Genomic DNA, 15,146 nt, shown 5'->3' on the forward strand with positions numbered 1-15,146 from the left:
GGGCTTGCTCGGCGGTGGCGGGCTGTGGCGCAGTTTGGTAGCGCACTTGACTGGGGGTCAAGTGGTCGCAGGTTCAAATCCTGTCAGCCCGACAGAGTTTTAGCAGTTCAGCGGCGGTTTCGAAGGTACGGAGCCGCGTTTTCTGCGTTTTGAGGTGGTTGCAGCGACATCGACCGGGCGGCGGTGATCGGCTCTACTCTCAGACCCCACCGGCTGGTCCAGCATGCGACCGAGTGCGAATCTGACGCAACCGGCCAGGGTGAACCCACCCGGCTGTCAGTCGGCGGCGGTACGGTGCGGCGGTGAAGCGATTGACCCTCGCCGTGCTTGCGGCCTCGGCGTTCATCGTCGGCCCGACCGCGCACGCCGATCCGGCCGGCGACGCGATCTGCCGCCTACTCGCCGCCGGGAACACGCCCGCGGGGCTCGAAAACTCCGTGACCGTACGCCAGGTACTCGGCCCGGATGCCACCAGCGCCGATGCACGCGTCTACATTCGCTCCGTCGTCACCGGACAATGCCCGCAGTACCTGTGGCGGTTCTGACGTCGAAACGACCGCCGATGAAGTTACGGCCCGCACATTAAGGAACACGCTCGATGGATGACAGCGCTTTTCGCCGCCTGTTCGACCTGACCGGCCGCGTCGCGATCGTCACCGGTGGCACCCGGGGCATCGGGTTGGCCATCGCCGAGGGCTACGTGTTGGCGGGTGCGAGCGTCGTGGTCGCCAGCCGCGACGCCGATGCGTGCGAGCGGGCGGCTCATCGCCTGGCCGCGATGGGCGGCACCGCTATCGGGGTCGCCACCCACCTGGGCGATTTGGACAGTGTCGCCAACCTGGTGGAGACCACGGCCGCTCGCTTCAGTGGCATCGATATCGTCGTCAACAACGCCGCCAACCCGCTGGCTCAAGAACTCGGCGCAATGACCGCCGCAGCGTTCGACAAGTCGATGGCGGTCAACCTGCGCGGCCCGGTGTTTCTGGTGCAGCAGGCGTTGCCGTACCTGGAGCGCAGCACACACGCCGCGGTGCTCAACGTGGCGTCTGCGGGAGCCTTCATGTTCTCGCCGAACATCTCGATCTATTCGGCGGCCAAGGCCGCCCTGGTCTCATTCACCAGGTCGATGGCTGCCGCCTATGCCGACCGCGGAATCCGTGTCAACGCGCTGGCACCCGGGGCGGTCGATACCCGGATGGTGCGCAACAACCCGCCCGAGTTCATCGCGGGTATGGAGAACGCAGCGCTGATGCGACGCCTTGCCGGCGCCGACGAGATGGTGGGGCCGGCATTGCTGTTGACCTCGGATGCCGGCAGTTTCATCACCGGTCAGGTGCTGCTGGCTGACGGTGGCCTGGTCGCACACTGATCGGCCGCCCGCTCGTCGCATGCCGCAGGGGCCGCTCGCGTCGACCGGAACGCGGCACAGAACCGTTGGAACTTGGCAGCGGGGAAGTCAGCGGTTTCGGCGGTGATCGCCAACGAGCTCGTCGGAGCTTTCACGGTCATCTACGCGGAGGCTCGCGCCGGCGCCGCACTGTTGAGCGCGGTCGTGGAAGAAGCGCAGCATATTGGCGGCTCGGTGCTACTGATCCTCGAAGATGTGGACTTGTGGTGCCGGGACCGCCGCGGCGGCGACTCCGGTGGCCTATCTGAGCTGCTCATGGCCATGGACACCGACGCGGATGCCCGTGGTTGAGGATCATCTCGCCCGCCCAGAGCCGGCGCAGGATCCCGAAGAAGTCACGCAGCCGCGCCGCGGTCACCACCGGCAACCCGATCGCCGGCCAATACCCGGCCATGCCGCGGCCGAACGCCATGGCGAAGCGGCCCTCGGTCAGGGCGTGCATGGTCGATCCCACGGTCGCGGTCACGGTGGGGTGCCGGGTGTGGTGATTGGTCGACGGGGCGATACCCAAACGGGAGCTGCAGCCCGCTACGGCGCCACTGAGAACCGCCGGGTCTTTAACGGTGAAGCGTTCACCGATGTGACAGGAGCCCAGGCCGAGCGCCTCCGCCGCCCGGGCTTCGGGCAGGACCACGCGAGCGTCGGCGGGGTGCCTGGTCACCGCGTAGTAGCCCAGTTCGTTCAATTGAACGTCGGCGTTCCCCGCGCTCGAATGGTGGGCGACCTGCGGTGCAGCGCGATTCATCACGTGCCTTCCAATGCAATTACACTACGGTAAGTAGCGTTATATAAGCAGACTAGGCGACGCTCGACAAGGCTGATGTCATGGCTGGACCGCGCGGCCGCAACCGCCGGGCGGTGCCGGCGGCGGGAGCGGTGACCCGTTGTCGATGACGCCTTCGGCGCCGTTGGCTCCGTTGCCGTTGGTGCCGAGCAGTCCGTGGTGGATGCCGTAGGGCGGGAGGCCCGTGCACCGCGCGCCCCGCCGTTGACGCCCCACCCCGACTGCTCCTAAGCTGACCCCATATTGACAACGCATGTTGTCCGAAACGCACAACGGTGACTGGGAGTGGGCGCGCGTGACTCAAGAGATGTCGGATAGCTGCCCGGCGGCCAGCGACGCGGAGATGGCTTCGGGCTGTCCGGTGAGCTCCGGGGGCTATGACGCGCCACCGGTTCCGCTTGGCCCCGACTCGCTGACCTGGAAATACTTCGGTCAATGGACGGGCCTGTTTCAGGGCACTTGGGCGGGCTCGATGCAGAACATGCACCCGCAGCTGGGCGCCGCGGTCAAAGATCACTCGATCTTCTTCATGGAGCGCATCCCGCGGCTGATGCGGTCGATCTACCCGATCGGTGGGGTGGTGTTCGACGGCTACCGCGCGCCGCAGACCGGCGCGGAAGTCCGCGATTACCACATCGGGCTCAACGGCGTCGACGAACAGGGGCGCCGCTACAGCGCGCTGAACCCCGATGTCTTCTACTGGGCGCACGCCACGTTCTTCAAGTCCACCCTGTTGGCCGCCGAGAAATTCGCCGGCGGACTGAGCGAGGCCGACAAGCGTCAACTCTTCGACGAGCACATCACGTGGTACCGCATGTACGGCATGAGCATGCGCCCCGTGCCCAAGACCTGGGAAGACTTCCAGGCGTACTGGGATCACATGTGCCGCAACGTCTTGGAGAACACCTGGGCGGCCCGTGAGGTCATGGACCTGTCGACCATGCCCAAACACCCTTCACTGGAATGGATTCCAGACTGGCTCTGGGCGCTGAATCTGAAGGTCATGCAGCGCTTCCTGACGTTCATGACGGTGGCCCTGTATGACCCGCCGGTGCGTGAACTCATGGGCTATACCTGGTCTGCGCGCCAGGAGCGGTGGCACGGGTATCTGTGCAAGGTGATCACGCTTGTCTCCAAGTACGGCCCCAAGCGGGCGTTGATGCATCCCCGCAAGCGTTCGGCGCTGGATCGCGCCTCGGGACGGCTTCCGGTCGATGCGCCTCTGGTGCAGACCCCGGCGCGCAACCTGCCGCCGGTCGAGTACCGCAACAGCCCGCACTTCTACTGCCCGACCGTGGACTGAACCGGCGGCCGACGCCCGCCGACGCAGCTTCAGCTGTTCAGCGACCACACCGAGTAGTTCAGTGCGGTAGCGAACAGGATCCACGCGAAGTACGGCAGCAACATGACCGCTGCGGCGCGGTGAACCTTCCAGAACAACGCAAGGGTGGCTGCCACGGCGACGTCCAGCAGCACGATGTCGACGAGGGCAGGGCCACGCCAGCCGAGCCCGAAGAACAGCGGAGACCACAGCAGGTTCAGGGCCAGCTGGAGGCCGTAGGCGATGATCGCGGGGTTCGTCCACCGCGGGCCCTCCCGCCAGACCAGCCACGCCGCCACGGCCATGAGCAGGTAGAGGCCACTCCATACCGGCCCGAAGAGATAGCTCGGAGGTGCCCAGCCGGGCTGGGCGAGCTTTCCGTACTCGGCTGCGGCGTCGGCGGAGGCGATTCCTCCCAGGGCCGCGACGATGATGACCACGACAAGGGAGACGAGGAACGCGGCCAGGTGCTGCGTACCCGGTAGATGCGTTTTCGGCGAGATCGTCCCCATGGAGCCACACTAAACCGGATCTCCATGGTGCGACCCGAATGCGCCCGAGCTGTCGGTCCTGCACCATAGGCTGCCCGCGTGACCACCCCCACCGTTGACGACCGACGCAGACACATGGCCGTGCTGGCCGCCACGATCAAGGCATGCCGGCTCTGCCCGGGGTTGAACGTCGCCGGCGAGACGGAATCCGCCCCGGGCTACGGGGCGGTGGACTCGCCGGTGGCACTGGTCGGCCAGAGTCTGTGCGGCAAGCTGTGCATGGAATCGCAGATCCCGTTCACCGGCGGCTCCGGGGCCCTGCTCGACGAGAGCTTCAAGCAGGCCGGGATCGCCAAGCGGGATGTGTTCATCACCAACGTCGTCCACTGCCACCCACCGCAGAACCGCGAATCACTGAACAGTTGGGTCAGCAATTGCAGCCCCTATCTGAGCCTGGAGCTGAAGATCGTGCAGCCGCGGGTGGTCATCGGGCTGGGTCAAGACGCCAAGGTGGCGCTGGAGCGGTTGTACGGCCGGCAGGCGCAGAAACTGCAGCGCCCGTGTCAGCCGCTCGGCCTCGGGCCAGCCGATCGCCCAGGCCCGGCGTTGTTGTTCACCGAGCACCCGTCCTGGATCAAACGCCAGCATGATGAGCAGCTGACCGACCAGTACGTGACCAGCCTCGCCGATGCCTACACCGCGGCGTTTCGCGGTGGGGTGACCTAGTCCTCAGTCCAAGTCCGCGAGGGCTTTGCGCGCTGCTTCGAGCTCGGCTTCGAGAACGGCGACCCGGGCGGCCTGTTGCGCGCGGGCCTCGTTCATCAACGCCTCGATCGGCGTGAACAGCTCCTCGTGCAGTTCCTTGGCGGCACGCGACACGGCGGCGGCCGCGACCGCGACGTTGCGAACCAGATAGCTGCTGCCCTGCTTGATCTCGGCGCGCCATTCGCCGTCGGCGCTGCCGGTCACGGTCAGAGTCAACTCGAACGTCTTGGCCTTCTTGCCGGCTGTCTTCTTCTTGGCCGGAGCTGTCGTCTCCTGGATGACAGGTTCAGCGTCGGGCGCCGGCGGGCTTTGCGGCGGGGCGTCATCGGCGACCTGGGCCTCGGGGAGACCGGCGGGGGCGGCGGTAGGGACTTCCATGGTGGAAAGGCCAGCAGTCATGTTGCGGCGAACTCCTTTCATCGGCGCCCGCGACGAGCGGGGCGGGCCTGGGCACCTATTAGAACACACGTTCGACGTGATGGCGCTCAGCGCCACGCGCGTGGACGGAGGCGGTGGGGAGGCCCGCGACAACCCCGGCCAGATGCCAGCCCGCCGCGGCAGCTGTCGCTCAGAGCCGGGCACAACACCCCATGGTCGAACTTCGTGACAGCCCGCCGCCGACGACCGACTCAGTCTGGCGGCGCCGGGGTCATCGACGTGACGAAGTAGGTCTCGTGACCGGTCGGGTAGCCGCCGCCGTTGGTGGCGATGTGCACGTGGTCGTAGTGGTTGGCGGTCTCGTTGCCGTAATCGGACGTCCAGGTGCCGCCGCCGACGCCGGGGTAGATCTTCTGCCGCCAGATCACATGGTTGACACCCCAGCGCTTGGCGTTGGCCAGGGCGTAGCCGGCGATCTGATCGCCGAGCAGGATGCCGGCCTCGCTGTGGTAATCGGGGATCATCACGTCGATGGCCAGCCCGTCGGGATGCCAGTGCAGGGGATCCTGGCGGTATCCGTAGATGGTCTTGATCTCCTGAAACAGCACCCCGATGGTGCGGGCCGCCCAAATGGTCTTGACCTGCAGTCCGTTCTCCGGCGCCACCCCGGGCGGCAGCGGGAAGGCGAACTGTTGGCCTTCGGTCGGCATCGGCACGTTGGCGGCCAGCGCGGCCGCCTCGGCGGGGTCGGCGATGCGTATCCCGCCGGCCGCGGGCGGCGGTGCGGGCGGCGCCGCCGCGTCGGACGTCTGGCTGGGGGCCGGCGCCGGGACGTGGGTGCTCTGCGCCTGGATGAGGGCGGCGGAGACCGCCAGCGACGCCACGATGGCGAGGCCGCGACCGCAGCGCCTGGCGAGCTTCCCTCGGTCCACCAGGAGAACTGTAGTGAATTGACCTCGGATATCGCAGGACGGTGACCAGGTCAGCTAGCGCGTCGCATACTCCGGGGTCCAGCGTGAGCGCTGGATCGCGGCCGCCAGCTGCTCCTCGGAGGCCTCCGGCGCGACCCCGTCGCGCACCGCCTGAACCGCCACCGCGGTCGCGATGCGAGTGGTGATCTCCGGCAGCTCCTGAAACGCCGGCAACAGCGGCTGGTCGGCATCGGACAGCGCCGGGGAGGCATCGCCGAGGGTGGTGGCCGCGGCCCGCATCATGGCGTCGGTGACGCGGGTCGCGCGGGCGGCGGTCACCGCCAACCCGATGGCCGGGAAGATGTAGACGTTGTTGCACTGCGCGATGTGGCGGGTCCGCCCGCCGCGGTGCAGTGGGGCGAACGGTGAACCGGTGGCGATCAGCGCCCGCCTTTCGGTCCATGCGTCGAGTTCGGCGGGGTGCGCTTCGGCCCGGCTGGTGGGGTTGGACAACGGGAAGATGATCGGACGATCGGTCTTGGCCGCCAGGTGGCGAACGATGTCCTCGGTGAAGGCGCCCGCCGCCGTCGACAGGCCCAGCAGGATGCCGACATCGACGTGGCGCACCACATCGGCCAGTCCCCGGCCCCTTACCCGGGATGCGGGTTGAGCGAAGCGGCGCTGGCTGTCCGACAGGTCGGTCCGGTCGTCGGTCAACAGCCCGTCTGCATCGATCGCCCAAAGCCGTTCGGCTGCTTCGGTTTCGGTGAGTCCTTCGGCCACCATCTGTTGGCGGATCATCTCCAGCACGCCGATGCCGGCTGAACCGGCGCCGAACATCACCACCTGCTGCTGCGCCAGCGGGCGCCCCGCGACCCGGACGGCGCCGTGCAACGCGCCGAGGGTGACAGCCGCGGTGCCCTGGATGTCGTCGTTGAACGTCAGCAACCGGCCGCGGTACCGCTCCAACAATGGCAGCGCATGGGCGGTGGCGAAATCCTCCCACTGCAGCAGTACGTCAGGCAGTTCCTCTTGCACCACGGTGACGAACTCGTCAACGAACGCGTAATACTCCTCGTCACTGATCCGCCGATGGCGCCACCCCAGGTACTGCGGATCGGCGAGCAACTCGACGTTGTCGGTTCCAACGTCGAGGACGATCGGCAAGGTGCGGGCCGGGGCGATCCCGCCGATCAGGGTATACAGCGAGAGCTTCCCGATCGGAATGCCCATGCCGCCGATACCCTGGTCGCCCAAGCCCAGAATGCGCTGCCCGTCGGTGACAACGATGACGTCCACCTGCTGCTCACGCCGATTACGCAGTACCTCCCGCAAGCGTTGCCGGTCCGGATACGACACAAACAGCCCGCGCGGCCGCCGGTAGATCTCGCTGAACTGTCGGCAGGCCTCACCGACCGTCGGCGTGTAGACGATCGGCAACATCTCCTCGATGTGTTCACTCAACAGCCGGTAGAACAACGTCTCGTTGCGGTCCTGCAACGCCCGCAGATAGATGTGCTTGTCCAGGTCATCGCGGCGGGTGGAGAACTCGGTGTAGGTGTGAGCGGCTTGCTCGGCAATGGTTTTCACCGCGACGGGCAGCAGGCCCAGCAAGCCGTATTCGCAGCGCTCGTCATGGCTGAACGCGGTGCCCTTGGTGGTCAAGGAATCGAACAGCAGATCCTGCCCCCTGCGTTGCTGATGTGTCACCGCCTCACCTCTCTCATCTCAACCGTCGGCCGTCGACGTAGACGTGGTCGATATTGCGATCATCGCCGCAGTAGATGAGCTTTTCGACGCGCTGCGGCAGCGTCATCGGCTGGTGCCGCGTCCACATCGAATCGTCGACGACGAGCGCGTCGAACGCATATCCCGGTTCGAAACTCCCGGTCTTGCCGAAGAAGCTGCCGCCGCCTTTGGTCGCACAATAGAACGCCTCGGCGGGCGGTACCGGCCGGGAAGCCCGGCCGGTCAGGTAACTCATTGCGCCGGATTGGATTGCGCCGACCATGTTGGCGAACATGTTGAGCGCGTGCCCTGCCGACAGGTCACTTCCGAGACCGACGCGGATGCCCATGTCGTGGTACTCCGCGAGCGGCATCACACCGCTGAGTAGGTTCAGATTCGAGTGCGGACAGTGCGCGACCAGCATGCCGGTGTTACGGATCGCCCTCTTCTCGCGATCGTTGAGATGAATTGCATGGGCCACAACGGCATTGGCGGTGCCGAGCAAACCGGCACGCTGGTAGGTATCAAGGAAGTCGACGCAGTCCGGGTGCTGCTGCAAGGTCGATTCGACCTCGGCGCGGTTCTCGGCCAGATGGGTATGACACGGGATATCGAATTCGGCGGCCTGCTGTGCCAGCCCCTTCATCAGCTTGCGGGTGCAGACCATGGCCGTACTGGGCCCGACTGCCGGCGTCACCAACGGCGACCTGGCCAGCGTCTGCGTCAGAAAATGCCGGACGTCGGCGATCTCTCGGGCGGTGTCCTGGCATGCATCGGCAGGTGCGTTCTGGTCCCGGGATACTTTCGCCACACAGGATCTCAGTCCGGCGGCAATCAGCTTGTCGACCAGAATCGCGGTGCTCTCGGCATGGATCGTTCCCATGACGATCGAACCGGTGATCCCGTTGCGCAGCAGGTCCTCGGCGAACCGGGTGTAGACCGCGTCGGCGTAGGCTGCGTCGACCAAGGCGGCCTCCTGCGGCAGGGCCAGCGTGTGCAGCCAGTCGATCAGCTCGGTGTTGCACTGCAATCCGGTGATCGGCAGTTGCGAAGCATGCAGGTGGGCATCGGTGAAACCGGGCAACACCAGCCGATCCCCGTGGTCGATGACCGGTACGGTGCAATAGCGGTCCGGCAGATCTGCGAGGCACTCGGTGATGACCCCGGCGCCGTCGACGACGACATAGCCGCGGGCGAGCGCAACGAAGTCCTGCGGCGTTGGGGTGAACACGATGTTGCCGCGGTAGATGTGTACGCCGGCGTGGCGCATCGGGCAATCGTAATGGCCGGCGGGCAGGGGAGGCGGCACGGCTCAGCGCCGTGCCCGGTCGACGCGCCTGATCATCCGAGCCGTCGCACGCTCTGCCGCGTGCTGGCGCGCGGCCGTCATCCCCAGCGACTTCGCCCGGTTCAGCGCCGAGCGGATGGTGAAGCCCTGCTCGTAGGCTTCCACCACCCGAGGATCCACGTAGGAACTGCGGGCCACCGCCGGTGTGTTTCCCAATTCCTCCGCGACACAACGCATTACTGCGGCGATTTCACGGCGCCGGACAGTTTTCGAGGTCGGCTCGCGGGCGGCGGCGAAGCTCTCGGCGGCCAGCACGGTGCCATGCCAGGTCCGCAGGTCTTTGACGCTGAACTGTTCATCGGTCAGCTGGCGGAACCGCTCGTTGAGATCGTCGGCCCGCACCTCGCACCAGCCCTCGGGAGTGCGGTACACCAGTAGCCGGGGGATGTCGGTCGGCGCCCGCAACAGGGAGCGCACCGCCCGGACGACCAGCGGGTCGTCCACCGAAACCGTCCGTCGCACTCCGCTTTTCGCCGGATAGTCGAAGTCCACGCAGCCGCTGCGGATCCGGACGTGGTCACGCAACAGGGTCGCCAGGCCAAAGCTGCCGTTCTCCTGGGCGTATTCCTCGCCGCCGGCCCGGAAATAACCCCGGTCGATCAGCTGCTGGGCAACGGCCAGTACCCGGTCGCGCTTCAGCCCGCGGCCGCGCAGGTCGGTCACGACATCGGTGCGCCACTGCGGCAGCATTGCGGCCAGGGTCAGCACCCGGTCGTATTTCTCCTCGGACCGCTCGACCTGCCATTGCGGGTGGTACAGATACTGGCGACGCCCGGCGGCGTCGGTGCCCACGGCCTGGATGTGCCCGTTGGGGTAGGGGCAGATCCACACGTTGCGCCAGGCCGGGGGAATGGCCAGCTCCTTGATCCGGGCGAGCACCTGCGGGTCGTCGATCGCCCGGCGCCCATCGGTGTAGGAGAAGCCGCGGCCCCGACCGACCCGGCGAAACCCGCCGACCCCGATCGTGCTTCTGCGCAGCCTCATGGCACGGAATTACCCGCAGCGCACCCGGCCGACACACCGTGCAGCAGGAACCCTAGGCGCCGGGGCACAGCTCGTGCTGTGCGGCCTCCGCGATGAGTAGGAACTGCGGCCACGCCGGATAATGCGGCTGTTGTACTTCCACGCCCCGGCCGACGCGCAGGTTCTCGCAGATCATGTGCCCGAGCGCGCGCACGCTGGGCTCCGGAATCGGTTCGTCTCCGGCGTAACGGGCGGTGTAGCCGTGGCTGGCGAGGTATCGCATAAAGCCGGCGTCGTCGGCGTGAGCCGGCGCAGGGACTACCAGGGCGCCGGCCCCGGCCGCCGCCGCGAGGCCAGCGGCCGCCAGCGGTGCGGTGAACCCGGCGAGCCAACTCATAGCGGCGATGTTACGTCGCGTCTGTCCGGCGCAGGTTGGCCGGTCGGTGTTCGGCGGCGGCAAGTTCCTTCGGGGCAGGCCGGACAGCTGCTAGCGTCACCGGCGAGAACAGAAAGGCGCTGGACGTGAAATCAACCGCCCTGGCGACAACCCTGGCCGCGAGTGTGCTGGCCGGGCTGATCGGTGCCGCGTCATCGGCTCACGCCGACCCGCTCAATCCCCGGGATCCCGATTACTGCGGCAACAGCCCGGACATTCTGGTGTGCGCCGGCCAGCAGTCGACCTATCCGAATGCGAAGGAGATGGCCTACCTCAACGCCATCCGGCCGCAATTCCCGCCCGGCAGCGAAGCGCCACGGCTGGCCGCCGGACGGACGGCCTGCCTGGAGTTTTCGAAGCATCCGACCAGCCTGATCGTCGAGCAGGTCTCGGTCTACCTCCAGATCCCCAAGCCGACCGCCGGTCAGGTGGTCGACGCGGCCCACGCCAACATCTGTCCGTCGGTGCAGCAGCAGGGCTGAACCGGCTCACCGGCCGTCGGAGCGCAATCCGTCGCGGATCGCGGCCTGCGCCGCGACGTCGCACTCGTTGTACCGCAGGCACCACTGCCGGGCGAGGTCGGCGTCCGGCCCGTGTCCGCGTGCGACGTCAATCGCCAGCTGGGATGCCAGGCCGCCGGCATCATCGACCTCCCACTGGAAACCGAAGTATCCGGCAACACATTTGATCGATGACGAGGTGCGGGCGAAATACTCCGCGTCGAACCACTGGCGCAGGTCGCAGGTCAGTCCGTCGAGCGCGTCTGCGACGGCGGTGAATCTGCGGGTGCTCGACGTCTCGGGATGATGCCAGTGGAAGACCCGCAGAGTTTTGCCCTCCCGTTCGGCCCGGCCGCGCAAACGGCGTATGCGGGAGGCGAATTCGTCTGCCAGCGCGGCTTCGCCGTCGTCATCGAGCGGATCGAATGAGACCACCGGGTCGTAGTAGGCGGTGGTGTCGTCCTGGCCATCGCGAATGCGCAGCCCCCACTGGTAGATCCGGTTGTCGCTATCCCACTCGATGTCGAAGTCGACCTCGATGTCAGCGGAGGGAACAGCCGGCGGATTCGGCCCGCGTCGCTCGTAATCGGCCTGGGCGCAGCTCATTCGGGCGCGACGGACGACGTTCGCCAGCCGGTCTGCAGGCTTCTGGGTGCCCACGGACTGGATGCGAAACGCCTCGACGTGAGCGTCCGCATCGACCTCGGCCAACTGCGCGACGCTCAACGTCATGCCGTCGCCGCAGTTCCGGTACAGGTACTGCCACTCCCGGACGTTGAGATGGCCGGTCTCGATGGCAAAGGACGCGTCATCGTCGCCGGCCACTGCCGCGCAGTGGTCGAACCACAGGCAGGAGTCGCATTCGCCGATCCGGTAGGGCCGCACCAGTTCCCGTCCGGACGCCGCGGCGCGCGCGACTTCGAGGCGAAAGGCGAACTCATGGTCGTAGCGCTGCAGGGCCGAGCGCTTCTTGCGGTGTCGGGGATCGCTGGCGGAATAGGTGGTGATGACCTCGGCTTGCAAGTCATACCAGGTGATGCCGTGCTGGTCGCCGACGAGCCCGGCGAGGTCGGAGCTGCCGATGATGCCGCCGAGATGCACCCCGGGGTGATATCCCAACTCCTGCAGCATCCGGGTGTAATGCGCCAGCTGCATGACATCGTCACGCCAGCGCGCCCCATGATCGCTGTAGCCGGGACAGGTCAGCAGGTCGTCGGGCGCGGAGAGCCTCGACACCGCGACCTCGGAGCGTTTTGCGGTGCTCAAGGTGCGGTGGTTTTTGATGTCGACGGGCAGATAGCCGTTGTGGTACCGGATCAGCACATCGGGCAACCCGGCGCGGCCATTGACCTCCGGTAGGACCGCGCCGACGATCACCTGCACGCCGGCATCCATCGCCGCGAGGGTGCGCCGCCGCTGCTCGGTGCGGCCGCTGCCAGCGTCGAGCACCACCAGCTGCTCCGAATCGCCGTAGTGGTCTCGGAACTGGTCGAGGATCGCCGCCTCGAAGGCGACGCCGGCCTCGCGCAACGCCGCCAGCTCAGGCGAGGGCACGGCCGGCTCCGCGATACCGGGGGTGAACAGGTTATGGGTGACGCGGGCGCACTGCTTGGCGTGATATCCGCCGAGCGTGACCGGTAGTTTCACCCCCGCAGTATCGTCCATCCGATGAGTGCCGACGACCGCGCCCACTGGGACGAGAAATACGCCGAACGGGGCGGGCCGGCGCCGGAGGCGATCGGCCCGGCGGCGGTGTTCGCGGCCCACCGCGACGCCTTTCCGACCGCGGGACATGCCCTCGATATCGCCTGCGGACAGGGGACTGGCGCGGTCTGGTTGGCCCGGCGCGGGCTGCAGGTCCGCGGACTGGACGTTTCCCCGGTTGCGATCGAGCAGGCGCGTTCGCTCGCGGCGCGCAGCGGTGTCGGCGACCGGTGCCACTTCGAGGTCGCCGATCTCGATCACGGGTTGCCCGGCGGGCCGCCCGCCGACGTTATCTACTGCGCCCGGTTCCGCGACCGACGGCTGGATGTGCCGATGATCGGGCGGCTGGCCCCGAACGGCCTGCTGGCCATCGCCGCGCTGAGCCAGGTCGGCGGTAGCGCCGGGCGGTTTCGGGCCCAGCCCGGTGAGTTGCGCGCGGCGTTCGCCGGCCTGGAGATTATCGCCGACGGCGAAGGCCAGGGGCTGGCATGGCTGCTGGCGCGACGCCGCGTCGACCCGGCCGCGCCGATGGCCCGAGGTTATGCCGGGGGCGGTGCGTCGCGGTCGATCGGCTCCGGTCCTGGCTCGGCCGGCGGCTGGTCGGGCGCCGGGCCGTCCATCGGCGGCGCCTCACCGGGCGGGAAGTCCATCGGGGCCTCGAACGGCGGCGCCGGGGGCGGGGCCTCGAACGGCGGCGGGGCCATCTCGAAGCCCATCGGCTCGGCGGGCGGTTCGGGTGCCGGCGGCTCCTCCATAGCGGCGAACTGCAGCGGGGCCTCCATCGGCGGAGCATCGAGCGCGTCGGCCGGCATCGGCAGGTACATGTGGTGGGTGAACTGGGGCTGGTAAGCGCCGCCGCCGCCGATCTTCACCCCACCGGGCTCGCCACTGGACACCGGAGTGCCGTCCGGCAGCGTGACGGCGGTGTGGTGGCTGTTCCAGCCCACCACCAGGGCGCCCGGGGCGGTGCCGTACTGGAAGCCGCGGGCCAGCAGCGCCGACTCCTCGTTGGCGGTGTGGAACCGGTCGCCGAAGGCCGGCCGGCCAGTGGCCACATTGGACACCCACGAGGCCAGGCCCGAGCAGTCCGTACCGGCGGGGCTGTCCCCGCCGGGGATGTACGGCGTTCCGGATACCTGCTGGATGAGCGCCATCAGCGCGTCGAGACCAAACATGACCAGGCACACTAACAATGGCTTTCTGCGGCAACCAAAATCTGTGGCAGGCATCACGTTTGAAGTTCAAGTTGTTAAGCATTACGTCGCAACGGAAAACACCAGGTAGGAGGACGAAAATGTCCTGCGTTGAGCACCTTTCGGCCGTGGATATAGGTTGAAGTGCAGGTAGAAGCTGTCTACGCCCCGTTTGAGAGTGCTTGAAACGGCTTCTATTTCGAATTGATACGAAATCTCCTGGCAAACGGAATAATTGGGTGTACGGCACCGGCGTACCGTCGAGAACTCCAGTTGCACATGGGGTGTCATTTCGGTGCGCGGCCGTGTCGACGGTTCTCGTTGCAGTGCCGCAATTTTCGATCCACTGCGCACCGCGAGTCGCGCTGATACACCAGGGTCTGCGGCGGCCGTGCCACGTCGCCGGGTGCGCTCGGCTAAGCGGCTGGGAGCGGCCGGTGCGACCGGTTAGGCCAGGCCGCTCTTGGCCGGCTCGTTGCCGAGAGCCGAACGCCTCGGCTCCGCCGCGGGGCCCGAGTGAGAAAATAGCGGCGACGCGCACGCTGATCAGCGGCCGTTACAGATCGGGTCGTGAGACGGTATCAAGCTATGCAGAACCTCAACTACCTGACTTACGAAGAGTTCGGGCGGAAGTTCTTCGAGGTCGCGGTTACCGAAGAGCGCGTGGCAGCTGCGTTCGCCGCGATCGCCGGCGACGAGTTCGAGATGCCGCCGATGCGTCAGGGGCCCGGGGGCATCGCCCGGGTCAGCGCCAGGGTGCGGATCCAGCAGCCCCGGGTGGCCCGCGGACTGGGCGACCTGCTCACGTTTGCCATCCACATACCGCTGGTCATCGACCTGCTCATCGACCTGCGGTTGGACAAACAGCGGTTCACCGTCGCCGGTGATATCGCGCTGCGGGCCACCGCGCGGGCCGCTGCGCCGTTGCTGCTGATCATCGACGTGCCCAAGCCGCGGCCCTCCGACATCACCGTGGAGGTCTCGTCGACGTCCATTCGTGGCGAGCTGCTGCGGATCTTCGCCGGCGTGGATGGGGAGATCCGACGGTTCATCGCAAGTTACGTCGCCGATGAGATTGAGAGCCCGCAGTCTCAGCAGGCCCAGATCATCGACGTGGCCGACCGCTTGGACGCGGCCTGGACCGGACCCTGATCCGGCGACGCACCTGATCGTCGGCACACCCAAAACCCGACACCGCACACCCGATGAACACCGC

At 67.2% G+C, this 15,146-nt stretch carries 17 protein-coding genes, 1 tRNA gene and 2 pseudogenes; 9 read left to right on the forward strand and 11 right to left on the reverse strand.

Features of this window, described 5'->3' with window-relative positions:
• Positions 1–18: 18 nt before the first annotated feature.
• The 4 genes and pseudogenes from A5694_RS02765 to A5694_RS02780 form a co-directional block, all read left to right on the forward strand.
• Positions 19–92 (forward strand) — tRNA-Pro (locus A5694_RS02765).
• 210 nt (positions 93–302) lie between these two features.
• Positions 303–545 (forward strand): DUF732 domain-containing protein, encoded by a 243-nt coding sequence (locus A5694_RS02770; RefSeq protein ID WP_064920322.1) that lies wholly within the window; start codon positions 303–305, stop codon positions 543–545.
• A 53-nt stretch (positions 546–598) separates the two neighbouring features.
• On the forward strand, positions 599–1,369 hold the full coding sequence (locus A5694_RS02775) for an SDR family NAD(P)-dependent oxidoreductase (protein WP_064920323.1): 771 nt from the start codon (positions 599–601) through the stop codon (positions 1,367–1,369).
• An 81-nt stretch (positions 1,370–1,450) separates the two neighbouring features.
• Positions 1,451–1,693: pseudogene (locus A5694_RS02780) on the forward strand (AAA family ATPase); the annotation flags it as partial.
• Here A5694_RS02780 and A5694_RS02785 read toward each other — a convergent pair.
• Positions 1,662–2,153 (reverse strand): LLM class flavin-dependent oxidoreductase, encoded by a 492-nt coding sequence (locus A5694_RS02785; RefSeq protein WP_234786489.1) that lies wholly within the window; start codon positions 2,151–2,153, stop codon positions 1,662–1,664. The pseudogene A5694_RS02780 and the gene A5694_RS02785 overlap by 32 nt on opposite strands.
• A 78-nt stretch (positions 2,154–2,231) precedes the next feature.
• Positions 2,232–2,408 carry a hypothetical protein gene (locus A5694_RS23880; RefSeq protein ID WP_165604350.1) on the reverse strand — a complete coding sequence of 59 codons (177 nt, stop codon included), beginning with the start codon at positions 2,406–2,408 and terminating at the stop codon, positions 2,232–2,234.
• Positions 2,409–2,499: 91 nt separating this feature from the next.
• Here A5694_RS23880 and A5694_RS02790 point away from each other — a divergent pair, with 91 nt between their 5' ends.
• Positions 2,500–3,495 (forward strand): oxygenase MpaB family protein, encoded by a 996-nt coding sequence (locus A5694_RS02790; RefSeq protein WP_207515907.1) that lies wholly within the window; start codon positions 2,500–2,502, stop codon positions 3,493–3,495.
• A gap of 29 nt (positions 3,496–3,524) precedes the next feature.
• On the opposite strand, the gene A5694_RS02795 is transcribed toward A5694_RS02790, so the two are convergent.
• Positions 3,525–4,025, reverse strand: coding sequence for a TspO/MBR family protein (locus tag A5694_RS02795; protein WP_064920325.1), 501 nt, complete (start codon positions 4,023–4,025; stop codon positions 3,525–3,527).
• A 78-nt stretch (positions 4,026–4,103) separates the two neighbouring features.
• Between A5694_RS02795 and A5694_RS02800 the strand changes: the two genes are divergently transcribed.
• Positions 4,104–4,730: a uracil-DNA glycosylase gene (locus tag A5694_RS02800; RefSeq protein ID WP_234786490.1), complete on the forward strand. Its 627-nt coding sequence runs from the start codon at positions 4,104–4,106 to the stop codon at positions 4,728–4,730.
• A 3-nt stretch (positions 4,731–4,733) separates the two neighbouring features.
• Here A5694_RS02800 and A5694_RS02805 read toward each other — a convergent pair whose 3' ends face one another.
• From A5694_RS02805 to A5694_RS02830, 6 genes are all read right to left on the reverse strand, one after another.
• The gene (locus A5694_RS02805) at positions 4,734–5,147 is read right to left on the reverse strand and encodes a DUF6319 family protein (RefSeq protein WP_221740355.1); all 414 of its coding nucleotides are present in this window, start codon (positions 5,145–5,147) and stop codon (positions 4,734–4,736) included.
• A gap of 251 nt (positions 5,148–5,398) precedes the next feature.
• On the reverse strand, positions 5,399–6,079 hold the full coding sequence (locus tag A5694_RS02810) for a hypothetical protein (RefSeq protein WP_064920327.1): 681 nt from the start codon (positions 6,077–6,079) through the stop codon (positions 5,399–5,401).
• A 54-nt stretch (positions 6,080–6,133) separates the two neighbouring features.
• Positions 6,134–7,768 carry an NAD-dependent malic enzyme gene (locus A5694_RS02815; protein WP_082952475.1) on the reverse strand — a complete coding sequence of 545 codons (1,635 nt, stop codon included), beginning with the start codon at positions 7,766–7,768 and terminating at the stop codon, positions 6,134–6,136.
• Between the two features lie 13 nt (positions 7,769–7,781).
• Positions 7,782–8,873: an amidohydrolase family protein gene (locus A5694_RS02820; RefSeq protein WP_165605180.1), complete on the reverse strand. Its 1,092-nt coding sequence runs from the start codon at positions 8,871–8,873 to the stop codon at positions 7,782–7,784.
• A gap of 225 nt (positions 8,874–9,098) precedes the next feature.
• Entirely contained in the window at positions 9,099–10,118 is a 1,020-nt protein-coding gene (locus A5694_RS02825; protein ID WP_064920329.1) for a DNA topoisomerase IB, read from the reverse strand.
• 52 nt (positions 10,119–10,170) lie between these two features.
• The gene (locus A5694_RS02830) at positions 10,171–10,494 is read right to left on the reverse strand and encodes a DUF732 domain-containing protein (RefSeq protein ID WP_064920330.1); all 324 of its coding nucleotides are present in this window, start codon (positions 10,492–10,494) and stop codon (positions 10,171–10,173) included.
• A gap of 125 nt (positions 10,495–10,619) precedes the next feature.
• On the opposite strand from A5694_RS02830, the gene A5694_RS02835 reads away from it, so the two are divergent.
• Positions 10,620–11,015, forward strand: coding sequence for a hypothetical protein (locus A5694_RS02835; RefSeq protein WP_064920331.1), 396 nt, complete (start codon positions 10,620–10,622; stop codon positions 11,013–11,015).
• Positions 11,016–11,021: 6 nt separating this feature from the next.
• Here A5694_RS02835 and A5694_RS02840 read toward each other — a convergent pair whose 3' ends face one another.
• A complete protein-coding gene (locus A5694_RS02840; protein WP_234786491.1) occupies positions 11,022–12,680 on the reverse strand; it encodes a recombinase RecB in 1,659 nt (552 codons plus the stop codon).
• 21 nt (positions 12,681–12,701) lie between these two features.
• On the opposite strand from A5694_RS02840, the pseudogene A5694_RS22350 reads away from it, so the two are divergent.
• Positions 12,702–13,241 (forward strand): annotated as a pseudogene (locus A5694_RS22350) (class I SAM-dependent methyltransferase); the annotation flags it as partial.
• A 35-nt stretch (positions 13,242–13,276) separates the two neighbouring features.
• Here the strand turns inward: A5694_RS22350 and A5694_RS02845 are convergent.
• Complete coding sequence (locus tag A5694_RS02845; protein ID WP_064920349.1) at positions 13,277–13,912, reverse strand: hypothetical protein; 636 nt, start codon at positions 13,910–13,912, stop codon at positions 13,277–13,279.
• Between the two features lie 606 nt (positions 13,913–14,518).
• Here A5694_RS02845 and A5694_RS02850 point away from each other — a divergent pair.
• Positions 14,519–15,082, forward strand: a complete 564-nt coding sequence (locus A5694_RS02850; protein WP_064920332.1) for a hypothetical protein — start codon at positions 14,519–14,521, stop codon at positions 15,080–15,082.
• The last annotated feature ends 64 nt before the right edge of the window (positions 15,083–15,146 follow it).

Origin of the sequence: Mycolicibacter sinensis, assembly GCF_001667945.1 — a bacterium.
GTDB lineage: Bacteria > Actinomycetota > Actinomycetes > Mycobacteriales > Mycobacteriaceae > Mycobacterium > Mycobacterium sinense_B.